Consider the following 22,910-nt stretch of genomic DNA (forward strand, 5'->3'; position numbering starts at 1 on the left):
GGTGGATAAAATGGCAGATGTATCTTTAAAGCTATCAGCTAAAGATATTTATGAGAAAGATTTCGAAAAAACTATGGCACGTGGCTACAGAAGAGAAGAAGTAGACGCTTTTCTGGATGACATTATTACTGACTATCAAAAGATGGCAGATATGAACAGTGAAGTTGTAAAATTATCAGAAGAAAATAACAAATTAAAAAAAGAACTGGAAGAATTAAGATTACGTGTAGCAACATCTAGACCCCAAGACAACAAATCTTTCGCTTCTGGCAGTGCCAACTCTAACAACAATAACGTCGATATTTTAAAAAGAATTTCAAATCTTGAAAAAGCTGTATTTGGTAAATAAAGACATTTACGTTTGTTACTAAGAAATATAATATGGTATAATCGCAAAAGTGATATTTTGGGTAATCGCTATAGCAATATAGAGGAAAGTCCATGCTCACACAATCTGAGATGATTGTAGTGTTCGTGCTTGATGAAATAATAAATCAAGGCATTAATTTGACGGCAATGAAATAACCTAAGTCATCAGATAAGGTTAAATTAATTTGAAAGTGCCACAGTGACGTAGCTTTTATAGAAATATAAAAGGTGGAACGCGGTAAACCCCTCGAGTGAGCAATCCAAATTAGGTAGGAGCACTTGTTTAGCGGAATTCAACGTATAAACGAGACACATTTCATCTGAAATAAGATGATAGGTAGACAGATGATTACCACCCGCGTACCAGTGCAGCTAGTACACATTATGAGTACAACGGAACAGAACATGGCTTACAGAAATATCATTTACTAGTTTAGCTCTCCCTTTGTGCGGAGAGCTTTTTTCATGTAATTTCATTACTAAACTATTCAGAACTATGATTATTCGTTAAAATAGACTTTGAAATCACTTAATTAAAGGAGATTAAACATGTTTCAATTATTAGCTGTTTGTCCAATGGGATTAGAAGCAGTGGTCGCAAAAGAAATTCAAGACCTAGGCTATGAAACTCAGGTAGAAAACGGGCGTATATTCTTTGAAGGCGATGAATCTGCCATAGTAAAATGCAATCTTTGGTTACGTACCGCTGATCGAGTAAAAATTGTAGTTGGTCGTTTTAATGCGACAACTTTCGAACAATTATTTGAACAAACAAAATCATTACCATGGGAAACTATTATTGATAAAGATGGCAGCTTTCCAGTCCAAGGAAAAAGCGTTAAATCAACACTCTACAGCGTACCTGATTGCCAAGCTATAACTAAAAAAGCGATTGTTGAACGCTTAAAATATGCTTATCAAGAATCTGGATGGCTAAATGAAACAGGTGCAAAATTCCCTGTGGAAGTATCGATTTTAAAAGATAATGTGTTATTAACGATAGATACCTCTGGTTCTGGGCTAAATAAACGGGGTTATCGTTTAGCTCAAGGTGAAGCACCTATAAAAGAAACTTTAGCTGCAAGTTTGATAAAATTAGCAAATTGGACAGGACAAACACCATTAATCGATCCTTTTTGTGGTTCAGGAACAATAGCTATTGAAGCATGTCTTATAGCACAAAATATTGCGCCAGGGTTTAATAGGGAATTTGTATCTGAAGCATGGCATATTATTCCAGAAGATCTTTATGAAAAACTGCGTAACGAAGCCGACCAACAAGCAGATTATGATAAAGAAGTCGAAGTCTATGCCTATGATATCGATCCAGATATGATTGAAATTGCTAAACGTAACGCTGCAGAGGTAGGATTAAGTGATATCATTCAATTTGAAGTTAAAGATGTGAATACACTAACTATTCATCGTGAAGAACCAATGGCATTAATAGGCAATCCACCATATGGTGAACGTATCGGCGATAGAGAAGAGGTCGAAACAATGTATCGTTACATTGGTAAATTGATGGCACAGCATCCCTTCTTATCAACTTACATTTTAACGAGCAATAAAGAATTTGAGTTTTTAGCTAATCGTAAAGCGACAAAACGTCGTAAATTATTTAACGGTTATATCGAATGTAATTATTATCAATATTGGGGTAAAAAACCGCAATATTAATCTGCAATAAAAAATTTAGTCACAAATAATTCATTCGCACTCTTATCATTACTATTGTAAAGTAAGGATAACTGAGTTTTTAGTTAACATATACAGAAGAATTACATCATAGTTAGGAGAGATAAATATGAAGACTGTTTTAATTATCGGTGCCAATGGTAAAGTTTCCATTGAAGCTACTAAAATATTTTTGGAAAATACAACTTATAATGTAGATTTATTTTTAAGAAATGCGCATCGTATACCCGACTATAGATCAAATCGCATCACGGTATATGAAGGTGACGCTAAAAATGAACAAGATATCGTTAAAGCGCTGGATAAAGTAGATGTTGTCTTTGCTAGTCTATCAGGCTCTATGGACGCTGAAGCAACAGCTATTGTAAATGCAATGGCACAAAAAAATGTTTCTCGCCTTATCTTTATCGCTGCTCCAGGAATTTATGATGAATTACCTGATAAATTCAATCAATTTAATAAAGAACAATTTGGTAATAAATTGCTAAAATACCGTAAAGCAGCTGATATTATCGAAGCTTCAAATTTAGACTATACAATTATTCGTCCAGCCTGGTTTACATTTAAAAATGAAACCGATTATGAAGTGACCCAAAAAGGAGAGCAATTTAAAGGTACAGAAGTATCAAGAAAAAGTGTTGCTAATTTAGCAGTTAAAATAGCAAAAAATCCATCGCTGCACTCCAAAGAAAATATTGGCGTAAACAAGCCAAATACTGATGGAGACAAACCAGCATGGATGTAGTAATCCAAGTCACTATGTCGAAAAATAATTAAATTAAAACTGTACAGCCACATCAACTTTTAAAAAACTCAAAAAAATTTTCAAGAACGTAAAGTGTTTTATTAAGCGCTTTGCGTTCTTAATCGTTGTTGTGAAAAACATTGAAATCATTTTTGACTGTAATTCTTTTTGTTTATATTCATTTTCCAGCCATTTTCACTTTATTAATGCACGTATTTATTTGTAAAATAAAGCTATGTACTGTGACAAAGGGGAAGCGCTTATGATAAATCAAAGTCAATTAGACCATTTATATAAACTAAAAAAAGAAATAGAAAAATCTAACAACAAACAATTAATTAACACAATTAACCAAGTTATTAAAAAAGTATATTTAAATCAATTTACCATTTCATTTGTCGGTCATTTTTCAGCCGGTAAATCTACACTTATCAATTTACTATTAGAACAAGATATACTACCAAGTTCTCCTGTTCCAACAACAAGTAATACAGCCATTGTATCTGTTGCAGAAGAAGAGGGGATTATTGCTAATATTACCGGTCAGCAATATACCAGACTTAAGACGTATGATGAAGTCAAACAGATGAATAGGTTAAATGTAGATGTCGAATCAATAGAAATTGCAATTAACTCAACAAAATTCAAACCAGGATTTACATTGCAAGATACACCTGGTGTAGATTCAAATATATCAACACATTTATCTTCAACCGAACAATATATGTATACAAGCAATCTTATCGTTTATACAGTCGACTACAATCATGTGCAATCAGCTTTGAATTTCAAATTTTTAAAACGGATGAACGAAGCAGGATTGCCCGTAGTATTTGTTATTAATCAAATTGATAAACACCAGGAAGAAGAACTAAGCTTCGATACATTTAAGAAAAAGGTAGCACAATCCATTAAAGAATGGGATATCAATGTAGAGCAAATTTACTATGTCTCTAAATTTGAACATCCACATAATCAATTAAAAGACCTGTCACGTGACTTAGTAACTATGGATGAACATAGAGAATCCATTAATCAATACGTCGAGCGAACATTAGATTTTATCGCGCATTCACAACTGTCATATATTAAAAGTGAGCTTCAAAATATTTTAGAAACTTTGGATATTGAGGAACAAGATTTTCAAGAAGCATATTTACGTTTTCAACAAAATCAAGCTGTAAGCGAAGAAGCAAAGATGTTAAATAATCCACAAGAATTATTGCGTTTTCTTAAAATGAAACGGAAAGACATACTTGAAAATGCATATATCATGACACACGATATGCGTGAACAAATACGATTTTATCTAGAAAGTATGTCAAAAGATTTTAAAGTGCACGGTTTTCTAAATAAGAAGAAAAAGAAGGAAGCGGAACAACAACGTCGCCTTAAACTTGTAATCGATATGTTACAAGACAAAGTCAATCAGCAAATTCGTCAACCTATGCGAGAAGATATGTCCTTTTTAACGCGCTTCATCAATAATAGTACAGTAACTTCAAACATATTAAATCAACATTATCACATCGATGAAGCCTTGGTATCATCTTTATACCAACCTCAAACAGCAATTAGTAATACCTATGTACTTACATTTTCTGATGATACATTAAAGGCCATTCGTAAATTTGTAGAACAAGAATCTGAACCATTATTTGAGCAGGCATCTAAGTATGCTCAAGCTAACGATTTATCTGATGATGCAGACAATGATTTAACGATTTATGAACGGTTTATTGAATTAAAACAGTTAAAAGAGTCTCTCACAACAAAGAATTATCGTCATTATTATATACATTTGGATGATTCTTTAGATAAACTCATCGGACGCACTGAAACAAATTATATGTTATCAGAAACTACAGATTCACATGAACACAATCATATTGAAACAGTTAAGCATAAAGAAAAAACACAACATGCCGATATAGCTGAAGGCTTAAACATCATAAAAGATATACCACTTTTTGAACAAACAAAAATGGATATTCAAGACACTTTAAAACGCATGAACCAAAACATAGTAAAAATAGCAGTATTTGGCACATTTAGTGCAGGAAAAAGCAGTTTAATTAATGCTTTACTTGGAGATACATATTTAGTTAGTTCTCCTAATCCTACAACTGCAGCCACTACCGAATTGTCATATGGTGAACAAAGTTATATCACGTTAAAAACAAATGACCAATTAGTAGCCGAATTAAACGATATACTGAAGTATCATCACTTATCATTTGATAGCCTTGAAGCACTGTTAAAAAGTGATTTAAATCAAATCAAACAAAAATTACCTAAAAATCAACTTGCATTTATTAATGCTATTGAAAAACATGCTTCATTGTATCAAACTATGCTCACTCAAGGTACAAAACATAATATTGAACAAGCAGAAATTAAAAAATGGAGTTCTGAAGATGCGTATGCCGCTTTCGTAAAAACTGTACACTTAAAACTGCCAATCGAATGGTTACAGGATATAATTATTGTTGATTCATTAGGTTTACATTCAAATAACCAACGTCATAATAATGAAACTGAACAAATTTTAACTTCGGCAGATTTAATTCTCTATGTTAGCTACTTTAATCACTCTTTTACAGATAATGATAAGGCCTTTATAGAACACATGAAGGCAATGAATCAATTAAATGATCATCAATCGTTTAAAATGATAGTAAATGCAATTGACTTAGCAGAATCAAAAAATGACATTGATAGTGTAAAAGAATATGTTTTTAATGCTTTAAATCAGGTGGGTTTAAAGTCTGAAATTTATACAGTATCAAGTCGCATCGGCCTTAAAAGAAAAGATGAAGGCATCATTAACTTAAGAGATAGTATTGATTATTTTGCAAAAGTAGAAGCAAAGTCTATTTTAGAAACACAAATGATACATCAATTAGCACAAATTAAACAGGCCTATGCAGAATTAATTGATGATTATTATAACAACGAAGCACAACTAAGAACTCGAAATAATAAATTACAACAATATCAGCAAGAAACACATGTTGCTACACAACTCATAACAACATCAAGTCAATTATCTATTAATGAAATTGATGACCAAATTTATTATTTAAATGATAGATTAAAATTGCAATTATTAGACGACGTTAAAAGTGTTTTTAATAGTCAATTGACTCAGCATCCTGACTTCTCAAAACAAAAGTCAGACGCCACAAAAGACTATTTAACTCAAATTCACCAACGTTTTTACTTAGAACAAACACTTATTACTGAACGAATTAAAAAACATTTCCAACAAGATATAGAACGTCAACTATCTCCAGTATTAAAAAAATTAGAACAAGTTCATATTTTCATTCAACCTGAACTAAATATTAATATTGAAATTAGCAATACACCGATACTTACTATTGAATTAGAAGATATGTTAAAGGTATTACCTAAAAATCTAACAAAACGTAATATTTTAAATCATAATATTCAAAGAAAAATACAACAAAATATTGCACAGCAAACCTTACATTTAATACAAAATGGTTTAAACGACTTACGTCACAAGCTCCAAAAAGTCATAAAGGACATGGAAGATCAATACGAACATGTATTTTTAGACTTAGAAAACGAAGTACAGACACAAATTCAAACACTTTTATCATTTAAACTGGACAATCAACTTATCACATCTATAGAACATGCAGCGCGTCAATTAGATCATATTTTACAAGGGAAAGAAGGCCGCACTTATGACGAATAGAGTATTACTAGTAGATGGTATGGCATTATTATTTAGACATTTTTACGCAACAAGCTTACACAATCAATTTATGTATAATTCGAAAGGTATACCTACAAATGGCGTTCAAGGTTTTGTAAGACACATTTTTTCAGCTATTCATGATATAGCACCAAGTCATGTTGCAGTTTGCTGGGATATGGGGCAAGAAACATTTAGAAATCAAATGTATGCTTCATATAAGCAAAATCGTCCTGCACCACCAAATGAACTCATTCCACAATTTGATTATGTCAAAGAAATCGCAACTCAGTTTGGTTTTGTAAATATTGGTGTTGTCAATTATGAAGCTGATGATGTTATAGGTAGCTTAGCCCAAACTTATTCAGATCAAAATGAGGTATTTATTATTACTGGGGACAAAGATATATTGCAATGTATCAATCCTAATGTAGAAGTTTGGTTAACCAAAAAAGGCTTTAATATATATAATCGTTACACACTTGAACGTTTTCTTGAAGATTATGGAATTACACCAAAGCAATTCATTGATGTTAAAGCTTTCATGGGAGATACAGCAGACGGCTATCCCGGAGTTAAAGGTATAGGTGAAAAAACGGCACTTAAGTTAATAAAAGAACATCAAAGTGTCGAAGGTGTCCTTAGTAATATTAGTAAGCTAACCCAAGGCCAACAAACAAAGATTAATAGTCATATTGATGACTTAAAACTTTCTAAACAACTTGCTGAAATATATACCAACGTACCACTAGATACAGAGTCATTATTTGATAAAATGACATACGCCAATACGTTACAAAATATATTGTCAATTTGTAATGAACATGAACTATTTGTCTCAGGTAAATATCTTGCGACTAACTTTAGTTAAGTAACATAATTTAAAAGTAAAAAACAAAAGTTGTAAAATCACACACATATATATTGTATATGGCATGACGCTTGAGGAAGTAATGCTAGTTAGAGCCGAGACTGAGACAACACCCTAGGAAAGCGAAACCATAAAATACGAAGCATTACAAATAAAGAACCGTTTGGGACATCATTATGTTTAGACTATGAACTGTATAAAGTGGCAGTGTTGACTGGCTTGAAAATACGCTTATACCAAGCTTTTTTCAAGTCTAGTTAACCTTGCAGATACGGTAATACGAATTCAAAATGAATGATGTTAATGACTCTTATTTATAGACAATGGGAGACGCACATAATTAATTATAAACAACTCTAATAAATCAATCTTTTTTAATTTTAACCATATTATGAACAAGGGTTGACATTATTAAAAAGGTGATGTAATATACTGAAATATAAGAATTATCAGATAATTTGAAGAATAAGTAGTTTTACGTTACGTAACAATAAGAAAGCTAATGGGTGATGTAAATTAGCACGGCGTGTTAAATGAATTGGGTCTTCAAAGTTTAAAATATGACTATATTAATGAGTGAGCAATGTATATTGTTAATTAAGGTGGCACCACGGTAACGCGTCCTTATGTGTTTAGCGTTAACGTGTTTTTTTACGCTTTAATTACTGAAATTAGTAGTTGTTTATACGGTAGTTTTAGAAAGTTAGTGGTTGATGAAAACTAACACCTTGAATGATGAAATTGGGTTCAGTAAATTTTATCAATATTATATTTTAAAGTGAACAATATCTAACCTATATTGTTAATCAAGGTGGTACCGCGCAACAGCGTCCTTTTGTATAGAGGATGCTGTTTTTTTATGGAAGGAGCTTAAAATGAAAATTTATTACAAAGTTTTGAAGGCAACGATGACGCCAGAAGCACTTGCACAATTAAGTACGAAAAAGATTATTTTAGAAAGTGCTAATCAAACTCAGGTCAAAGGTCGCTACTCAATTGTTGCTTTAGATTATTACGGCACAATAACACTATATGATGATTTTTTAGAAATTAAGACGCAGCAACAATCAGAAACGATAACAACTCATTTTTATGATTATTTTAAAAATTATATAAATCAATTTAATGAGTCCATATCACATTCTGACTTGCAGGACTTACCCTTTATTTCAGGGTTTATTGGTTCATGTAGTTTTGATTTAGCACGCCATGAATTTCCAATTTTGAAAAAAACACCACTCAAGTTAAACAATGAACATGATGCAAGATTTTTCATGATTGAAGATGTATATGTATTTGATCATTATAAAGATGATTTGTATGTCATTGCGACCAATCAATTTTCATTAGCATCACAAGAACAATTAGAAGCACGTGTTGAGAATAATATAAAAAGACTCTACAATATTCAACCGCTTCATCAAACTATTGATTTTCAACATCATAAAGTTATAACAAGTAATATTGATAAAACATCGTTTTTAAACATGATTAGCCAATATAAACAAAAAATTCAATCTGGAGATATGTTTCAAGTTGTCCCATCACGCATCTACAGTTACCAACATCACTTTGGCAATCAGTTACATCAATTAACATTTCAATTGTATCAAAATTTGAAAAGACAAAATCCAAGTCCTTACATGTACTATATTAATATGGATGAGCCTATTATCATAGGTAGTTCTCCTGAAAGCTTTGTCAAAGTTCATAAAGATAAAGTTTACACTAATCCTATAGCTGGAACAATTCAACGTGGTACAACACCAGATGAAGATTTAGCTCATACACAACAACTACTCAATGATTCTAAAGAGCGCAGCGAGCACAGTATGCTTGTTGACTTAGGTAGAAATGATATCAATAGAATAGCGCTACCAGGTTCAACCAGCATATTAAAACTTATGGAAATTGAAAAATACGAGCATGTGATGCATATCGTTAGTGAAGTACGAGGCAATGTCGATAAATCATTATCACCGATGACTATAATTGCAAGTTTATTGCCAACTGGCACTGTATCAGGCGCACCAAAATTACGTGCTATTCAACGGATTTATGAAAGCCACCCATATAAACGTGGCATCTATAGTGGGGGCATTGGCTACATAAATTGTAATCAAGATTTAGATTTTGCACTTGCTATACGTACAATGCTAATAGATGACAAAGAAGTTCATGTTGAAGCAGGTTGCGGTGTTGTTTATGATTCGATTCCTGAAAAAGAATTACGAGAAACGCAATTAAAAGCAAAAAGTTTATTGGAGGTCACACCATGATATTAATTATCGATAACTATGATTCATTTACCTATAACTTAGTTGACATAGTGTCAAAACATCAAAATGTCATCGTAAAATATCCTGACGATCCAGATGCATTAACATATCAAGAAACGGTATCTGGTGTTATTATTTCCCCTGGTCCAGGCCATCCTTTAGATAACAATTATCTGTTACAAATAATAGAAACATACAAAAATTTACCAATATTAGGCGTTTGTTTAGGCGCACAAGCGTTGACTTGTTATTACGGTGGTCGAGTAATCCAATCTGACACTGTCATGCATGGTAAAGTCGATATTATGCACCAAACTCATTCATCATTATTGTATAAAGAGTGTCCTTCGTCATTTAATATCATGCGTTACCATTCACTTATTTCAGATGCCAATCATTTTCCTAAAAATTTAATCATTACAGGAAAAACGGAAGATTCTATTCAATCATATGAGCACAATAAACGTCCGCATTATGGCATACAATATCATCCAGAATCATTCGCAACCGATTATGGAGAACAAATTATTACTAATTTCTTAAACATCACACAGAAAGGCTGACAACAATATGAAATCAACAAAATCACTAACTAACCATCACCCATTTTCTCAAGCAGATGCTAACAACTTAATTAAAGTACTCATTGATCCCAAAGTGGAAAACCATGACAAAGTTGAGTTGTTACAAACATTTACAGAGAGAGAACTACAACAGAAAGAATTAACACATCTGGTTCGCAGCTTAATTCAAACGATGTACCCTGTCCAACCATCCTACCCAGGTGCAATGTGTGTCTGTGGCACTGGCGGAGATAAATCAAATAGTTTTAATATTTCTACAACCGTTGCATTTATTGTTGCAGCAGCAGGCGTGCCAATTATTAAACATGGAAACAAAAGTATAACATCACATTCTGGCAGCACTGATTTACTACAACAACTTAATATTCAAACAACCAAAGTTGAAGACGTAAGTCAACGCTTAGATAATAAAGGTTTAGCCTTTGTAAGTGCACCTGAAGCATATCCTGTAATGAAATATATTCAACCAGTAAGAAAAATGATTGGTAAACCGACATTTTTTAATTTAATAGGTCCTATTATTAATCCTTTTGCACTGACTTATCAAGTTATGGGGGTCTTTGATCCAAACCAATTGGACTCAATCATCCATACTTTAAAAGATTTAGGACGACGTAGAGCAATTGTCTTACATGGTGCGCACGGCATGGATGAAGCCACATTATCAGGTAATAATTTAATTTATGAACTAGATGAAAATGGTAACGTAAACCACTACACATTAAATGCACAAGACTTAGGATTTTCGTATGCACCTGATAGCGAACTTAAAGGAGGTAGCCCAGAAGAAAATAGACGTATTACCTTAGATATTTTAAACGGAAAAGACAGATCATCAAAAAGAGATGTTGTCGTCCTTAATGCAGCAATTGCACTTTATGTCGCTGAAAAAGTACATAGCATTCAAGCTGGAATATCAATAGCTGAGTATTTAATAGACAATGGACTTGCTATGAAACAATGCTTAATTGTAGAAGGGAATGCGTAATGATGACTATTTTAACTGAAATTGTCGATTATAAAAAAAGACTATTAGCTAATGGTTACTATGACAACAAACTAAAATCATTAAAAGATTTAACGCCAATAAATAAGCCTACATTTAAATCTACACTTAGCAAAAGTAAACATTTATCTATCATTGCTGAAATTAAAACGAAAAGTCCTTCAGTTCCAAAATTCAATGTAAAAGATTTAGTTAAACAAGTTCGAGAATATGAGGCTAATGGCGCAGCTGCAATTTCTATATTAACGGATGAACATTATTTCGATGGAAGCTTTGAACGTCTACAAAACTTATACAGCCATACAACACTTCCTATACTTTGTAAAGATTTTATTATTGATACGATACAAATCGATGTTGCAAAGAAAGCTGGGGCCTCAATGATATTACTAATCGTTCATTGTTTAACAGATAGTAAACTAAAACAACTTTACAAATATGCACATAAACTAGGTTTGGAAGTACTGGTTGAGGTCCACAGCATTAAAGAATTACAACGTGCGCATCAACTTAATGCATCATTAATCGGAATTAATAATAGGGATTTAACAACTTTTAACACTCATGTAGAACATACCAATGAAATATTACGTCAAAAACATTCTGGCAGATTCTACATTTCTGAAAGTGGTATCCATTCGAGAGAAGACGTGCTATCAATAGTACAGACAGGAATATCTGGTATACTCATTGGCGGTGCTTTAATGAATTGCACAAATATCTCTGAATTCTTGCCAAGTCTTATGTTAGAAAAGGTAAATTTATGAAATTAAAATTTTGCGGTTTTCAAACAAAACAAGATATTTTAAATGCACAACAACTTAACATCGATGCACTAGGAATGGTTTATTATGATAAAAGTAAGCGTCATATTCAAGCTGATACAATCGCTTATTTATCACAGCTAATTCCCAAAGCAATTGAATGTGTATTAGTCGTCGTTAATCCATCATGGGACAATTTGCAATATATACTTCAATATGCGCAGATTAATTGTGTACAGTTTCATGGAACTGAAAATATTAGACTTATCTCTAAAACTAAACAAAATTTCAAGAATATTAAAATAATTAAAGCTTTACCTGCTAACTCACAACTACTTAAGCAAATTAAATATTATCGAGAAGTTGCAGATAGTTTTATTATTGATACTCCATCTGCTTCATATGGTGGCACAGGACAGTCATATGATTGGCAGATTTTAAAGTCTTTACCTACAAATATAAATTATTTAATAGCAGGTGGGCTTACGTTGAACAAAATAAAATATATTGAAACCTTAAATTTGAGCCATGCTGGATACGATATTTCTAGCGGTATAGAAACAGACAATCATAAAGATTTAAATAAAATGAAAGCAATCATTCAACATGTTAAAGGAGCGATTTATCATGTATAACAATATTCAAACAGAAGCAGATCAATTAGGTTTTTTGGCGAATACGGTGGACAATTTGTACCAGAAACATTAATGCCAGCAGTATTAGAATTAAAACAAGCTTATAATAAAGCAAAAAAAGATCCTCAATTTCAACAAGAGCTAAATGATTATTTAACTGAATACGTAGGTCGAGCCACACCATTAACCTTTGCACAATCTTACACACAACGTTTAGGCGGCGCAAAGATATATTTAAAACGTGAAGATTTAAATCACACTGGTGCTCATAAAATAAATAATGCGCTTGGACAAGCTTTACTGGCAAAACGTATGGGCAAACGTAAATTGGTAGCGGAAACTGGTGCAGGACAACATGGTGTAGCAAGTGCAACCGTTGCAGCATTATTCGATATGGAACTAATTGTATTTATGGGGAAAGAAGATATCCAACGTCAACAACTAAACGTGTTTCGTATGGAACTCTTAGGCGCAAAGGTAGTCTCAGTTGAAGATGGTCAAGGGACATTATCAGACGCCGTTAATAAAGCATTACAATACTGGGTTAGTCATGTTGATGATACACATTATTTACTCGGTTCAGCACTAGGACCTGATCCATTTCCTACGATAGTAAGAGATTTTCAAAGTGTTATCGGAAATGAAATTAAAACACAAATATTAGAAAAAGAAGGCCGCTTGCCTAATGCCGTTGTTGCTTGTGTTGGAGGTGGCTCTAACGCGATAGGAACATTTTATCCTTTTATAAAAGATGAAGTCCAATTATATGGTGTTGAAGCTGCTGGGGAAGGTGCAAATACAAACAAACATGCACTTGCTATAGGCAAAGGTAAACCAGGTGTACTACATGGCGCAAAAATGTATCTTATTCAAGATAGACACGGTCAAATAGAACTTGCACATTCTATTTCAGCTGGCTTAGATTATCCCGGCATTGGTCCAGAACATTCATACTATAACGATATTGGTAGAGTCCATTATACGAATGCAACTGACACAGAAGCAATGGAAGCACTCATACGTTTTACTAAAGATGAAGGCATTATCCCTGCCATAGAAAGCGCGCATGCTTTAAGTTATGTTGAAAAATTAGCGCCACAAATGGATAAGGATCAGTTGCTTGTGGTGACGATTTCTGGTCGTGGTGATAAAGACATGGAAACTATAAGACAATACATTCAACAAAGAGGTGATAGCCATGCACAATAAATTATTTATTCCATATGTAATGGGAGATAAAGATTTCATTCAACATGTCAAATTATTAAGTGAACATGGCGCTGATTACATTGAGATTGGTGTACCATTTTCAGATTCTGTTGCCGATGGACCAATCATTATGAAGGCAGCCAACCAAGCTATTAAAGATAATGTAACTATTGATACTATATTTGAACAACTTAAACAGAACCAACATCAAATTAAAGCAAACTATATCCTTATGACTTATTATAATATTGTCATGACTTACGGTATAGAAGCATTCTTTAAATCATGCGAAGAAGCAGGGGTATATGGTTTAATTATTCCAGATTTACCATTTGAACTCACTGAGAAATTAAAAGAACAAGTGACTAACTATTCAGTTAAAATAATTTCATTAGTAGCTATGACAGCCCCTGAAGAACGTATAAGAGAAATTGCCACACATGCAGAAGGTTTTATTTATACAGTAACTATGAACGCTGTAACAGGTCAAAATGAATCATTTCATCCTGAATTAAAGCAAAAATTAGCGCTATTAAAGTCTATTACGCAAATTTCTGTTGTCTGTGGATTTGGTATACGTACACCTGAACAAGTTAGCGAAATCATTCAATATGCAGACGGTGTTGTCATTGGAAGTGAAATTGTAAAACGCTTAAAATCTCAGTCTCAAGAGGACATTATCACTTACATCAACTCAATTCGCCAAAGATTAAGCAGTCAATTTGATTAACCCTAAATCCGTTTTATATTACCTTACTGAGATAATTATACTCAATCATTAGCATGCATAAATAAATGCAAAGCTTACAAAATTCAAAGTCAATACCACTCGAAGCGGACGAATTGGGGCCAGAAAAATTAGCCAGTAAATGAGTTTTTTGTTAATTCATTTACTGGCTAATTTATTGACATTATTTCATCTTATTTAATAGACTTCACTAAACTAAATGAAGGAGGTACCGAGTGTATAAAAATATATGCTAACAATAGAAATTGACGTTTTAATACATTCAAATAGTACCTCTTAAGGAACCAAACCAGAAGAAAAGATTTTGACGTTCAAATTTTAATAAAAGATTTTCTTTATATATACGTTACATTAATATCCAAAATTGATCTTAAAGCATCTGTTTTAAAATATTTCATCTTATTCAATCAAATACGAATTATTGAGCATTCATTATAATCATAATATAACTAAAATAGATATACTCAATATCATTGTTAATATTTTAGTTTTACCAGTATCTATTGTATACTTAATTCAATTAGCATATGGTGTTACAATTGAATATATCAGTAATTTTAGAGATTTTGATGTTCATTGACTACATTTAAATACTAGAAATTAATCAAATAATAATTAGGAGTTATATGAATGAAGTTTACAAATTTAACAGCAAATGAATTCGGTGATTTCACAGATCAAATGCCATATAGTCATTTTACTCAAATGACAGGTAACTATAATTTAAAAGTTGCCGAAAAAACAGAAACACATTTAGTTGGTGTTAAAAATAATAATAACGAAGTAATTGCAGCATGTTTATTGACAGCTGTACCAGTCATGAAGTTTTTTAAATACTTTTACAGCAATAGAGGCCCAGTTATAGATTATGCTAACCAAGAACTTGTACATTTTTTCTTTAATGAGCTAACTAAATATTTAAAAAAGTATAACTGTCTCTATGTCCGCATAGATCCATACTTACCTTATCAATATAGAGACCATGATGGTAATATAACGGCAAATGCTGGCAATGATTGGTTTTTCAATAAAATGGAACAACTCGGATACCATCATGATGGCTTTACAACAGGATTTGATCCAATATTACAAATCAGATTCCATTCTATTCTTAATTTAAAGGATAAGACAGCTAAAGATGTTTTAAATAATATGGATAGTTTACGTAAAAGAAATACAAAAAAAGTTCAAAAAAATGGAGTCAAAGTAAAGTTCCTTACTGAAGAAGAACTACCTATCTTTCGTTCATTTATGGAGCAGACGTCAGAATCTAAAGAATTCTCTGATAGAGACGACCAGTTTTATTACAATCGGTTTAAGTACTATAAAGATAGGGTGCTTGTGCCTCTAGCATATTTAAAATTTGATGAATATATAGAAGAACTAACGAATGAACGACAAACTTTAGAAAAAGATTTAGGCAAAGCACTTAAAGACATTGAGAAACGACCAGATAACAAAAAAGCTTATAATAAACGAGACAACCTACAACAACAACTCGATGCCAATCAACAAAAGTTAAATGAGGCTAATCAGTTACAAGCGGAACACGGTAATGAGTTACCTATCTCTGCCGGTTTCTTTATTATTAATCCGTTTGAAGTTGTATACTACGCTGGAGGTACCGCTAATAAATATCGTCATTTTGCAGGTAGTTACGCGGTTCAGTGGACTATGATTAACTATGCTATTGAACACGGCATAGACAGATATAATTTCTACGGCATTAGTGGAAACTTCTCAGATGATGCTGAAGACGCAGGTGTCATTCGCTTTAAAAAAGGTTATGGTGCAGAAGTGATTGAATACGTTGGTGATTTTGTAAAACCTATAAATAAACCTATGTATAAACTTTATTCAGTGTTAAAACGAATTCAAAATAAGCTATAGAGGAGAATGGATTAATTATGAAATTTACAGAGTTAACAATTAAAGAATATGAAAACTTTGTACAAAATCCATCATTAGAAAGTCATTACTTCCAAGTAAAGGAAAATATCGTAACAAGGGAAAATGATGGTTTTCAAGTGGTATTATTAGGAATAAAAGATGAAAATAATAAAGTTCTTGCTGCTAGTCTTTTCTCAAAAATACCAACAATGGGTAGCTATGTCTATTATTCTAATCGTGGTCCTGTCATGGATTATACCGATCTTGGATTAGTTGATTTCTATCTAAAAGAACTAGACAAATACCTACATCATCATCAATGTCTATATGTCAAATTAGATCCGTATTGGATTTATCAAATCTATGATAAAGATGTTAACCCGCTTGAAAATCATGACAAAAACGATGCAATGATTAATTTATTAAAGTCTCACGGCTATGAACATCATGGATTCACTACAAAATATGATTCCTTTAGTCAAGTGCGGTGGATGGGGGTTTTATATTTAAAAAACGAAACACCTCAATCACTAAAAAAACAATTCGATAGTCAACGTAAACGCAATATAAATAAAGCGATAAACTTTGGAGTTAAGGTAAAATTCCTTGGTAGAGACGACTTTGATCAGTTCCTTGACCTCTATCGTGAAACTGAAGAACGCACTGGTTTTGTTTCTAAAACAGATGATTATTTCTACAATTTCATCGATACATATGGTGATAAAGCTTTAGTACCATTAGCATATATAGATTTAGACGAATATATTTCATCATTACAAGATGCTATTAATGATAAAGAAGCTCGACGTGACCAAATGATGACTAAAGAAAATAAAAGTGATAAGCAACTAAATAAGATTGCAGAATTAGACAAACAAATAGATCACGATAAAAAAGAACTTTTAAATTCTAGCGAACTACGTCAAACTGATGGTGCCGTACTAAATTTAGCTGCTGGCGTATACTTTGCTAATGCTTATGAGTTAAATTATTTTTCTGGAGGTTCTTCAGCAAAATACAATCATTTTATGGGTCCATATATGATGCATTGGTATATGATGAACTATTGCTTTGAACATGGCTATGATCGGTATAACTTCTATGGAGTATCCGGTGATTTTACTAAAGATAGTGAAGATTACGGTGTTTATCGCTTTAAACGAGGCTTCAATGTTCATATTGAGGAATTAATAGGGGATTTTTATAAACCAATTAATAAAATTAAATATTGGCTATTCACAACATTAGATCGTATACGTAAGAAAATCAAAAAGTAACTAGATATTAAGAAGAAAAGCATTAAGGTAAACAACCACAATGCTTTTCTTTTTTGTATCAAGTGATAGAGACTTGATACAAGATGTAGGCAGAGTAATCTGAGATGTAGTTTCGTGTTGCGTCCTACAATTTAATATTAGCATATATTTTCACTATTACAACTATACTCTACAATAATTTTTAATTGCATTTTTACTAATACTATACATTTTATTATTATACATATAAATGAAATACGTACAGATTCATATTAAATGCGCTAAAATAGTGTTAAAAGCTTAGAATAAACCTGTTTATTTGCAAGTAAAGTTAATATTAGTTATAAAGTACATCAATAAATTCAACTTGTCTGTGATAATCATTCATTCACCACAGCAAACAATTCGTATGACTTGAACACATACATATAGCAGATAAAACTTAATAAACTATAACTAACTGCTCACTATTTATAAATGCTCACCCTTATTTCGTTTTTTATTTTAGTTTACATAATATATATTATAGGAAGTTATATATTTTACTATCTTCTAACCTTTTTCAAGTATGCTATACTTTATTTTATATCTTAACTAAGGAGTTTCTAGTATGAATTTTGTTTTCGACATAGATGGCACGCTTTGCTTCGACGGTCAACATATTGACAATAGAATCATTAGTCGTCTAAAGCAATTGCAATCTTACGGCCACCAAGTGATTTTTGCATCAGCACGACCTATACGTGACTTATTGCCAGTGATACCTGATTTTCAAAATAATACGTTGATTGGCGGCAATGGTTCTATTATTTCAACTGATAATAAAATTAAAGTCATAGATTATATTAATCAAGATGATTTTGAACTCATAAAGGAATTAATAGTAAATTATAACTTGAGTTATATTGTCGATGATGCCTGGGATTATGCAGCAAATGTAAACGCCAATAATACGATTTATACTCGTTTAGATCCTCACAAATTGGCTGAGTTACGTCAACTTGATGAAATAACACATCCTATAAAGGTAATCTTTCTTAATATTAAATCACATCATTTTTCAGAAATTGCTCAGCACTTAATGCAACATCAAACTACTTTAGAACTCATCAACCATTCAAATGAATCTAATATTGATATTACAGCGCATGGCATCAATAAATACAAAACATTACAATCAATATTAAAAAATGATGCACCCTATATTGCATTTGGTAATGATCACAATGATATTGGACTATTGCAACATGCTACTAATGGTGTACTTGTATCTAATAATACATTTTATATAGATGATTTAAATAATCAACCTCATATTTCAGTTATAAATGCTGATATTAATGCAATTTGCAATCAAATCGACAAATATATTGCAACAAATTAAAAATTTAATTGAAAATGATTATCAATATCATTTATAATGACAACTGGGAGGTTTTATTTATGAAAAAAATTATACAAGTATGTACGATATTTATAATATTGCTATTATTAGCAGCGTGTCAGAATGATGATAATTCAAGTAACCACGATGGTAAAACGATTACCGTCAAGAATACATATGAATTTAAAGATAAAAACAATACTCATGATAAAGGAGAAATGAAAACAGAAAAAGTTGAGGTCCCAGTTAATCCTAAACGTGTTGCCGTATTAGATTACGGTGCTTTAGATATCATGCAACAGCTTAACGTTCAAAATCGTATTGTAGCTATTGCTAAAGGTCAAGGTGACGCTTTCCTCCCTTCTTCCCTCTCTGAATTTAAAAATGACAAATACATGAATTTAGGAAATCCTGGACGTCCGAATTTCGATCAGTTAGCCAAAGCGAAACCCGATATTATATTTGCTTCCTTTAGACAAGCACATACCAAAACATTAGATGAAATGAAAAAAGCTGCCCCAAATGCTAAAATTTTATTTGTCAGTCCAGATAATGACGATTATATTAAATCTATTAAAGCACATACAACATTAATGGGAAAAATTTTCGATAAGAAAAAAGCTGCAGAAAAGTTAAACAATAAACTTTCGACTCAAGTTGCTGAAACAAAAAAAGCAGTTAAAGATGAACGTGTGCTATTCTTAGCTGTTGATGATAAAGGAATGAAAGCATTTGCTTCAAGTGGTCGTTATGGGGGCTTCCTTAATCATGATCTTGGCATCAAACATGCTGATAAACAAATGAAAGTTAATTCTGCTGGTAATCTTATTAGCAATGAATACTTAACAAAAATTAACCCTGACAAAATTTTTGTTATTAATCGTACTAAAAAAGGTAATGACAAACAATTGCCAGATGAGTTAAAAAATGATGTTGTGAAAAATGTCAAAGCCATTAAAAATGGTCAAGTTTATCTGTTTGAATCTAACGCTTGGTATTTTGGTGAAGGCGGAAACAAACTAACGATAGATCAATTAGCTAAAATTAAACAAGCATTTAAATAAGCCTACAACAAAAACCGACTGAGACGTAAATGCCTCTGACAAGTTGAAGCAGGCCATTTCTATTGAAAATTCATAGAAATGGCCTGCTTCATTATTGTTACATTAAGTGTTATTGACAAACCTACCTTCTCTTATGGTTGAAGACTACCGGCTGAAGCTGTCCTCTAATCTATTGAACTAATAAATATAGTATTGAATAAAAAAGAAGCACAAAGATGATTTATGTCAGTCAAATCACCTTTGTGCTATATGTGTTTTTTATGTTAACGCTTTTTTCGACGTAATATTTCTTCATTATTGTTATCGAATGGTTGTTGCTCATGTTTATTTGCATATTCTTGACGTATTTCTTTTTCTAATTGTTTTTTCTTGCGTTCACGTCTCCAATTTCTTGTGCTATACCATAATAAGAAACTCAAGATTAAACTCATAATCGCTAAGAATGCAGCATAACCTAGCAATGGTTGGTATGAAATAGAATAAAAATTAGGTATAAAAAATGCCAGAATTGCAAGTACAACAAACGTTACAATTGAAGCAAAAAACCATTTATGCAGTATTAAAGTACAAATAACTGTTAGAATAACCATCGCTATAATAGTTATCCACAAATAATTAGGCATATCAAAGATACTCATTATTATACTCCTTAATCTTTTAATCTACATTATGTATAACTATATCATAAATTTTATTCATTATACCATCGCTTTATCACTGAAATCACACAATTTTAGCCTTACGATTACAATTAAGTGTACACTCCCCTATCTTTTCATGTACTTTTTTATTTATTAACGGTTCTGAAGAAATTGATAAATTCATGTATAATAAATGATACATACAAATACATAGGAGTGATATTAATGCCTATAGGATTACCATTAAGAAAAGATGTCCCTACTAATGAAACATGGGATTTGCAAGATTTATTTAAAAGTGATGATGATTTTTATAACACTTTAGCTGAAACAACTAAACGTGCAAAACATTTCCAGCAATCTTTTAAATCTCAACTTACAAATACACAACTTACACTTAAAGCATTAGATGAATATGAAAATATTTTAATTACGATAGATCGATTAGCAAACTATGTTGAACTAAGACTTAGCGTTGATACTACAGATGAAGAAGGTCAAAAGGTAAACGCGAAATTTTCAACATCAATGGGTTTGATAGCGAGTCAGCTTTCTTTCGTTGAATCAGAACTCCTTGCTTTGTCAGATAATCAAATACGAACAATTCAAGCCAATGTTCCTTACCCACACTATATAGAGAAATTGATTCAAAGAAAATCTTATCAATTATCCCCTGCTGTTGAAGAGACACTTGCGACACTTTCGCCTTTGTTTTCAAGTGCATATGATCTATACGGCACTACAAAAATGTTAGATGTTCACTTTCATCCATTTGAACATGATGGTATAACCTACCCTCTAGATTATGCTACTTTTGAAAATGAATATGAAGACCACCCTGATCCTAACTTTAGACAGCAAAGTTTTAAACACTTTAGTGATGCTTTACGTCAATATCAACATACAACAGCAGCAACATATAACATGCAAGTACAACAAGAAAAAATCGAAGCTACTTTAAGAGGTTATGACTCTGTTATTGATTTTTTATTACATGATCAGGAAGTCAGCAGAGATATGTATCATCGCCAAATTGACGTTATCATGAGTGATTTAGCACCCGTGATGCAAAAATATGCGCGTCTATTAAAACGTATTCATGGCTTAGAAAAAATGCGTTTTGAAGATTTGAAAATTTCTGTTGATCCAAGCTATGAACCTGAAATATCAATAGAAGAATCTAAAACATATATTAGAGGTGCCTTAAGCGTCCTAGGTGAAGAATATATGGACATGGTTGAACAAGCCTATGCAAGACGATGGATTGATTTTGCCCAAAATAAAGGTAAAGAAACAGGTGCTTATTGTGCAAGTCCTTATTTATCACATTCATATGTTTTTATATCTTGGACTGGAAAAATGACTGAAACATTTGTCCTAGCTCATGAACTTGGACATGCAGGTCATTTCAACCTTGCTCAACAAAACCAACACTTCTTAGATTCAGAGGCCTCAATGTATTTTGTCGAAGCACCTTCAACTATGAATGAAATGCTCATGTCTAACTATTTATTTGAACATAGTGATGATCCTAAATTTAAACGCTGGGTGATTGGCTCAATTTTATCACGCACATATTATCATAATATGGTTACACATCTACTTGAAGCGGCTTATCAACGTGAAGTGTATAAACTTGTTGATCAAGGTGAATCCTTGACTGCACCATTATTAAATCATATTACTCGTAATGTCTACGAACAATTCTTTGGTGATGCTGTCGAGTTAACCAATGGTGCAGAATTAACTTGGATGAGACAGCCACACTACTATATGGGTCTATACTCCTATACTTATTCAGCAGGATTAACTATTGGTACTGTGGTAGCTCAAAAAATTAAAAACGAAGGGCAACCTGCAGTTAATGCTTGGTTGAATACTTTGCGCGCTGGTGGCAGTAAATCCCCAGTTGTACTAGCTAAAATGGCTGGCGTTGATATTACAACAGAAGCTGCATTAAAATCTACAATAGCCTATATTTCAAAACTGGTGAATGAAGTCGAAGCTTTAACTAATATCATTGAGCAGCAGTAAAAACTA

General features: G+C 32.2%; 17 protein-coding genes, 1 other RNA gene and 1 pseudogene. 18 read left to right on the top strand and 1 reads right to left on the bottom strand.

Features of this window, described 5'->3' with window-relative positions:
* The first annotated feature begins 10 nt into the window (after positions 1-10).
* The 17 genes and pseudogenes from gpsB (at position 11) to HMPREF2864_RS01865 (ending at position 20,229) form a co-directional block, all read left to right on the top strand.
* Positions 11-349: a cell division regulator GpsB gene (gene gpsB / locus HMPREF2864_RS01785; RefSeq protein WP_002478187.1), complete on the top strand. Its 339-nt coding sequence runs from the start codon at positions 11-13 to the stop codon at positions 347-349.
* A gap of 53 nt (positions 350-402) precedes the next feature.
* Positions 403-787: RNase P RNA component class B (rnpB, locus tag HMPREF2864_RS01790), an RNA gene on the top strand.
* A gap of 131 nt (positions 788-918) precedes the next feature.
* Positions 919-2,049, top strand: a complete 1,131-nt coding sequence (locus tag HMPREF2864_RS01795; protein WP_002478188.1) for a THUMP domain-containing class I SAM-dependent RNA methyltransferase — start codon at positions 919-921, stop codon at positions 2,047-2,049.
* 127 nt (positions 2,050-2,176) lie between these two features.
* A complete protein-coding gene (locus HMPREF2864_RS01800) occupies positions 2,177-2,812 on the top strand; it encodes an SDR family oxidoreductase (protein ID WP_002459105.1) in 636 nt (211 codons plus the stop codon).
* 262 nt (positions 2,813-3,074) lie between these two features.
* Positions 3,075-6,539 (top strand): dynamin family protein, encoded by a 3,465-nt coding sequence (locus tag HMPREF2864_RS01805; RefSeq protein ID WP_070544836.1) that lies wholly within the window; start codon positions 3,075-3,077, stop codon positions 6,537-6,539.
* Positions 6,529-7,410: a 5'-3' exonuclease gene (locus tag HMPREF2864_RS01810; RefSeq protein ID WP_002459107.1), complete on the top strand. Its 882-nt coding sequence runs from the start codon at positions 6,529-6,531 to the stop codon at positions 7,408-7,410. Before HMPREF2864_RS01805 ends, HMPREF2864_RS01810 begins: the two co-directional genes overlap by 11 nt.
* A gap of 875 nt (positions 7,411-8,285) precedes the next feature.
* Positions 8,286-9,689 carry an anthranilate synthase component I gene (locus tag HMPREF2864_RS01815; protein WP_070544837.1) on the top strand — a complete coding sequence of 468 codons (1,404 nt, stop codon included), beginning with the start codon at positions 8,286-8,288 and terminating at the stop codon, positions 9,687-9,689.
* A complete protein-coding gene (locus HMPREF2864_RS01820; RefSeq protein WP_070544838.1) occupies positions 9,686-10,252 on the top strand; it encodes an anthranilate synthase component II in 567 nt (188 codons plus the stop codon). The genes HMPREF2864_RS01815 and HMPREF2864_RS01820 overlap by 4 nt, the downstream gene beginning before the upstream one ends.
* A 7-nt stretch (positions 10,253-10,259) precedes the next feature.
* Complete coding sequence (gene trpD, locus HMPREF2864_RS01825) at positions 10,260-11,261, top strand: anthranilate phosphoribosyltransferase (protein WP_002459110.1); 1,002 nt, start codon at positions 10,260-10,262, stop codon at positions 11,259-11,261.
* A 2-nt stretch (positions 11,262-11,263) separates the two neighbouring features.
* Complete coding sequence (gene trpC / locus HMPREF2864_RS01830; RefSeq protein WP_237449026.1) at positions 11,264-12,046, top strand: indole-3-glycerol phosphate synthase TrpC; 783 nt, start codon at positions 11,264-11,266, stop codon at positions 12,044-12,046.
* Positions 12,043-12,678 carry a phosphoribosylanthranilate isomerase gene (locus tag HMPREF2864_RS01835; protein WP_070544840.1) on the top strand — a complete coding sequence of 212 codons (636 nt, stop codon included), beginning with the start codon at positions 12,043-12,045 and terminating at the stop codon, positions 12,676-12,678. The genes trpC and HMPREF2864_RS01835 overlap by 4 nt, the downstream gene beginning before the upstream one ends.
* Positions 12,671-13,887: pseudogene (gene trpB / locus HMPREF2864_RS01840) on the top strand (tryptophan synthase subunit beta). The gene HMPREF2864_RS01835 and the pseudogene trpB overlap by 8 nt, the downstream one beginning before the upstream one ends.
* Complete coding sequence (gene trpA, locus HMPREF2864_RS01845; protein ID WP_070544842.1) at positions 13,877-14,617, top strand: tryptophan synthase subunit alpha; 741 nt, start codon at positions 13,877-13,879, stop codon at positions 14,615-14,617. Before trpB ends, trpA begins: the two are co-directional and overlap by 11 nt.
* Positions 14,618-15,265: 648 nt before the next feature.
* A complete protein-coding gene (locus HMPREF2864_RS01850; RefSeq protein ID WP_002478197.1) occupies positions 15,266-16,525 on the top strand; it encodes an aminoacyltransferase in 1,260 nt (419 codons plus the stop codon).
* Positions 16,526-16,542: 17 nt separating this feature from the next.
* The gene (locus HMPREF2864_RS01855; RefSeq protein ID WP_002459117.1) at positions 16,543-17,802 is read left to right on the top strand and encodes an aminoacyltransferase; all 1,260 of its coding nucleotides are present in this window, start codon (positions 16,543-16,545) and stop codon (positions 17,800-17,802) included.
* A gap of 589 nt (positions 17,803-18,391) precedes the next feature.
* On the top strand, positions 18,392-19,165 hold the full coding sequence (locus HMPREF2864_RS01860; RefSeq protein ID WP_002459118.1) for an HAD-IIB family hydrolase: 774 nt from the start codon (positions 18,392-18,394) through the stop codon (positions 19,163-19,165).
* A 59-nt stretch (positions 19,166-19,224) separates the two neighbouring features.
* A complete protein-coding gene (locus HMPREF2864_RS01865) occupies positions 19,225-20,229 on the top strand; it encodes a siderophore ABC transporter substrate-binding protein (protein WP_070544843.1) in 1,005 nt (334 codons plus the stop codon).
* Between the two features lie 263 nt (positions 20,230-20,492).
* On the opposite strand, the gene HMPREF2864_RS01870 is transcribed toward HMPREF2864_RS01865, so the two are convergent.
* Complete coding sequence (locus HMPREF2864_RS01870; RefSeq protein ID WP_002459120.1) at positions 20,493-20,867, bottom strand: hypothetical protein; 375 nt, start codon at positions 20,865-20,867, stop codon at positions 20,493-20,495.
* Positions 20,868-21,095: 228 nt separating this feature from the next.
* Here HMPREF2864_RS01870 and pepF point away from each other — a divergent pair, with 228 nt between their 5' ends.
* Entirely contained in the window at positions 21,096-22,904 is a 1,809-nt protein-coding gene (pepF, locus tag HMPREF2864_RS01875) for an oligoendopeptidase F (RefSeq protein WP_070544844.1), read from the top strand.
* Positions 22,905-22,910 lie beyond the last annotated feature (6 nt).

The sequence above is a fragment of the Staphylococcus sp. HMSC059F04 genome (assembly GCF_001812565.1).
GTDB classification, from domain to species: domain Bacteria; phylum Bacillota; class Bacilli; order Staphylococcales; family Staphylococcaceae; genus Staphylococcus; species Staphylococcus lugdunensis.

Excerpts from the sequence above, each read along its gene's own strand:
- HMPREF2864_RS01850 (WP_002478197.1), top strand. The coding sequence starts at position 15,266 with ATGAAGTTTACAAATTTAACAGCAAATGAATTCGGTGATTTCACAGAT.
- HMPREF2864_RS01820 (WP_070544838.1), top strand. The coding sequence starts at position 9,686 with ATGATATTAATTATCGATAACTATGATTCATTTACCTATAACTTAGTT.
- HMPREF2864_RS01815 (WP_070544837.1), top strand. The coding sequence starts at position 8,286 with ATGAAAATTTATTACAAAGTTTTGAAGGCAACGATGACGCCAGAAGCA.
- HMPREF2864_RS01860 (WP_002459118.1), top strand. The coding sequence starts at position 18,392 with ATGAATTTTGTTTTCGACATAGATGGCACGCTTTGCTTCGACGGTCAA.
- HMPREF2864_RS01795 (WP_002478188.1), top strand. The coding sequence starts at position 919 with ATGTTTCAATTATTAGCTGTTTGTCCAATGGGATTAGAAGCAGTGGTC.
- gpsB (WP_002478187.1), top strand. The coding sequence starts at position 11 with ATGGCAGATGTATCTTTAAAGCTATCAGCTAAAGATATTTATGAGAAA.
- HMPREF2864_RS01870 (WP_002459120.1), bottom strand. The coding sequence starts at position 20,867 with ATGAGTATCTTTGATATGCCTAATTATTTGTGGATAACTATTATAGCG.
- trpC (WP_237449026.1), top strand. The coding sequence starts at position 11,264 with ATGACTATTTTAACTGAAATTGTCGATTATAAAAAAAGACTATTAGCT.
- trpD (WP_002459110.1), top strand. The coding sequence starts at position 10,260 with ATGAAATCAACAAAATCACTAACTAACCATCACCCATTTTCTCAAGCA.
- HMPREF2864_RS01835 (WP_070544840.1), top strand. The coding sequence starts at position 12,043 with ATGAAATTAAAATTTTGCGGTTTTCAAACAAAACAAGATATTTTAAAT.
- HMPREF2864_RS01800 (WP_002459105.1), top strand. The coding sequence starts at position 2,177 with ATGAAGACTGTTTTAATTATCGGTGCCAATGGTAAAGTTTCCATTGAA.
- HMPREF2864_RS01805 (WP_070544836.1), top strand. The coding sequence starts at position 3,075 with ATGATAAATCAAAGTCAATTAGACCATTTATATAAACTAAAAAAAGAA.
- pepF (WP_070544844.1), top strand. The coding sequence starts at position 21,096 with ATGCCTATAGGATTACCATTAAGAAAAGATGTCCCTACTAATGAAACA.
- trpA (WP_070544842.1), top strand. The coding sequence starts at position 13,877 with ATGCACAATAAATTATTTATTCCATATGTAATGGGAGATAAAGATTTC.
- HMPREF2864_RS01810 (WP_002459107.1), top strand. The coding sequence starts at position 6,529 with ATGACGAATAGAGTATTACTAGTAGATGGTATGGCATTATTATTTAGA.
- HMPREF2864_RS01865 (WP_070544843.1), top strand. The coding sequence starts at position 19,225 with ATGAAAAAAATTATACAAGTATGTACGATATTTATAATATTGCTATTA.
- HMPREF2864_RS01855 (WP_002459117.1), top strand. The coding sequence starts at position 16,543 with ATGAAATTTACAGAGTTAACAATTAAAGAATATGAAAACTTTGTACAA.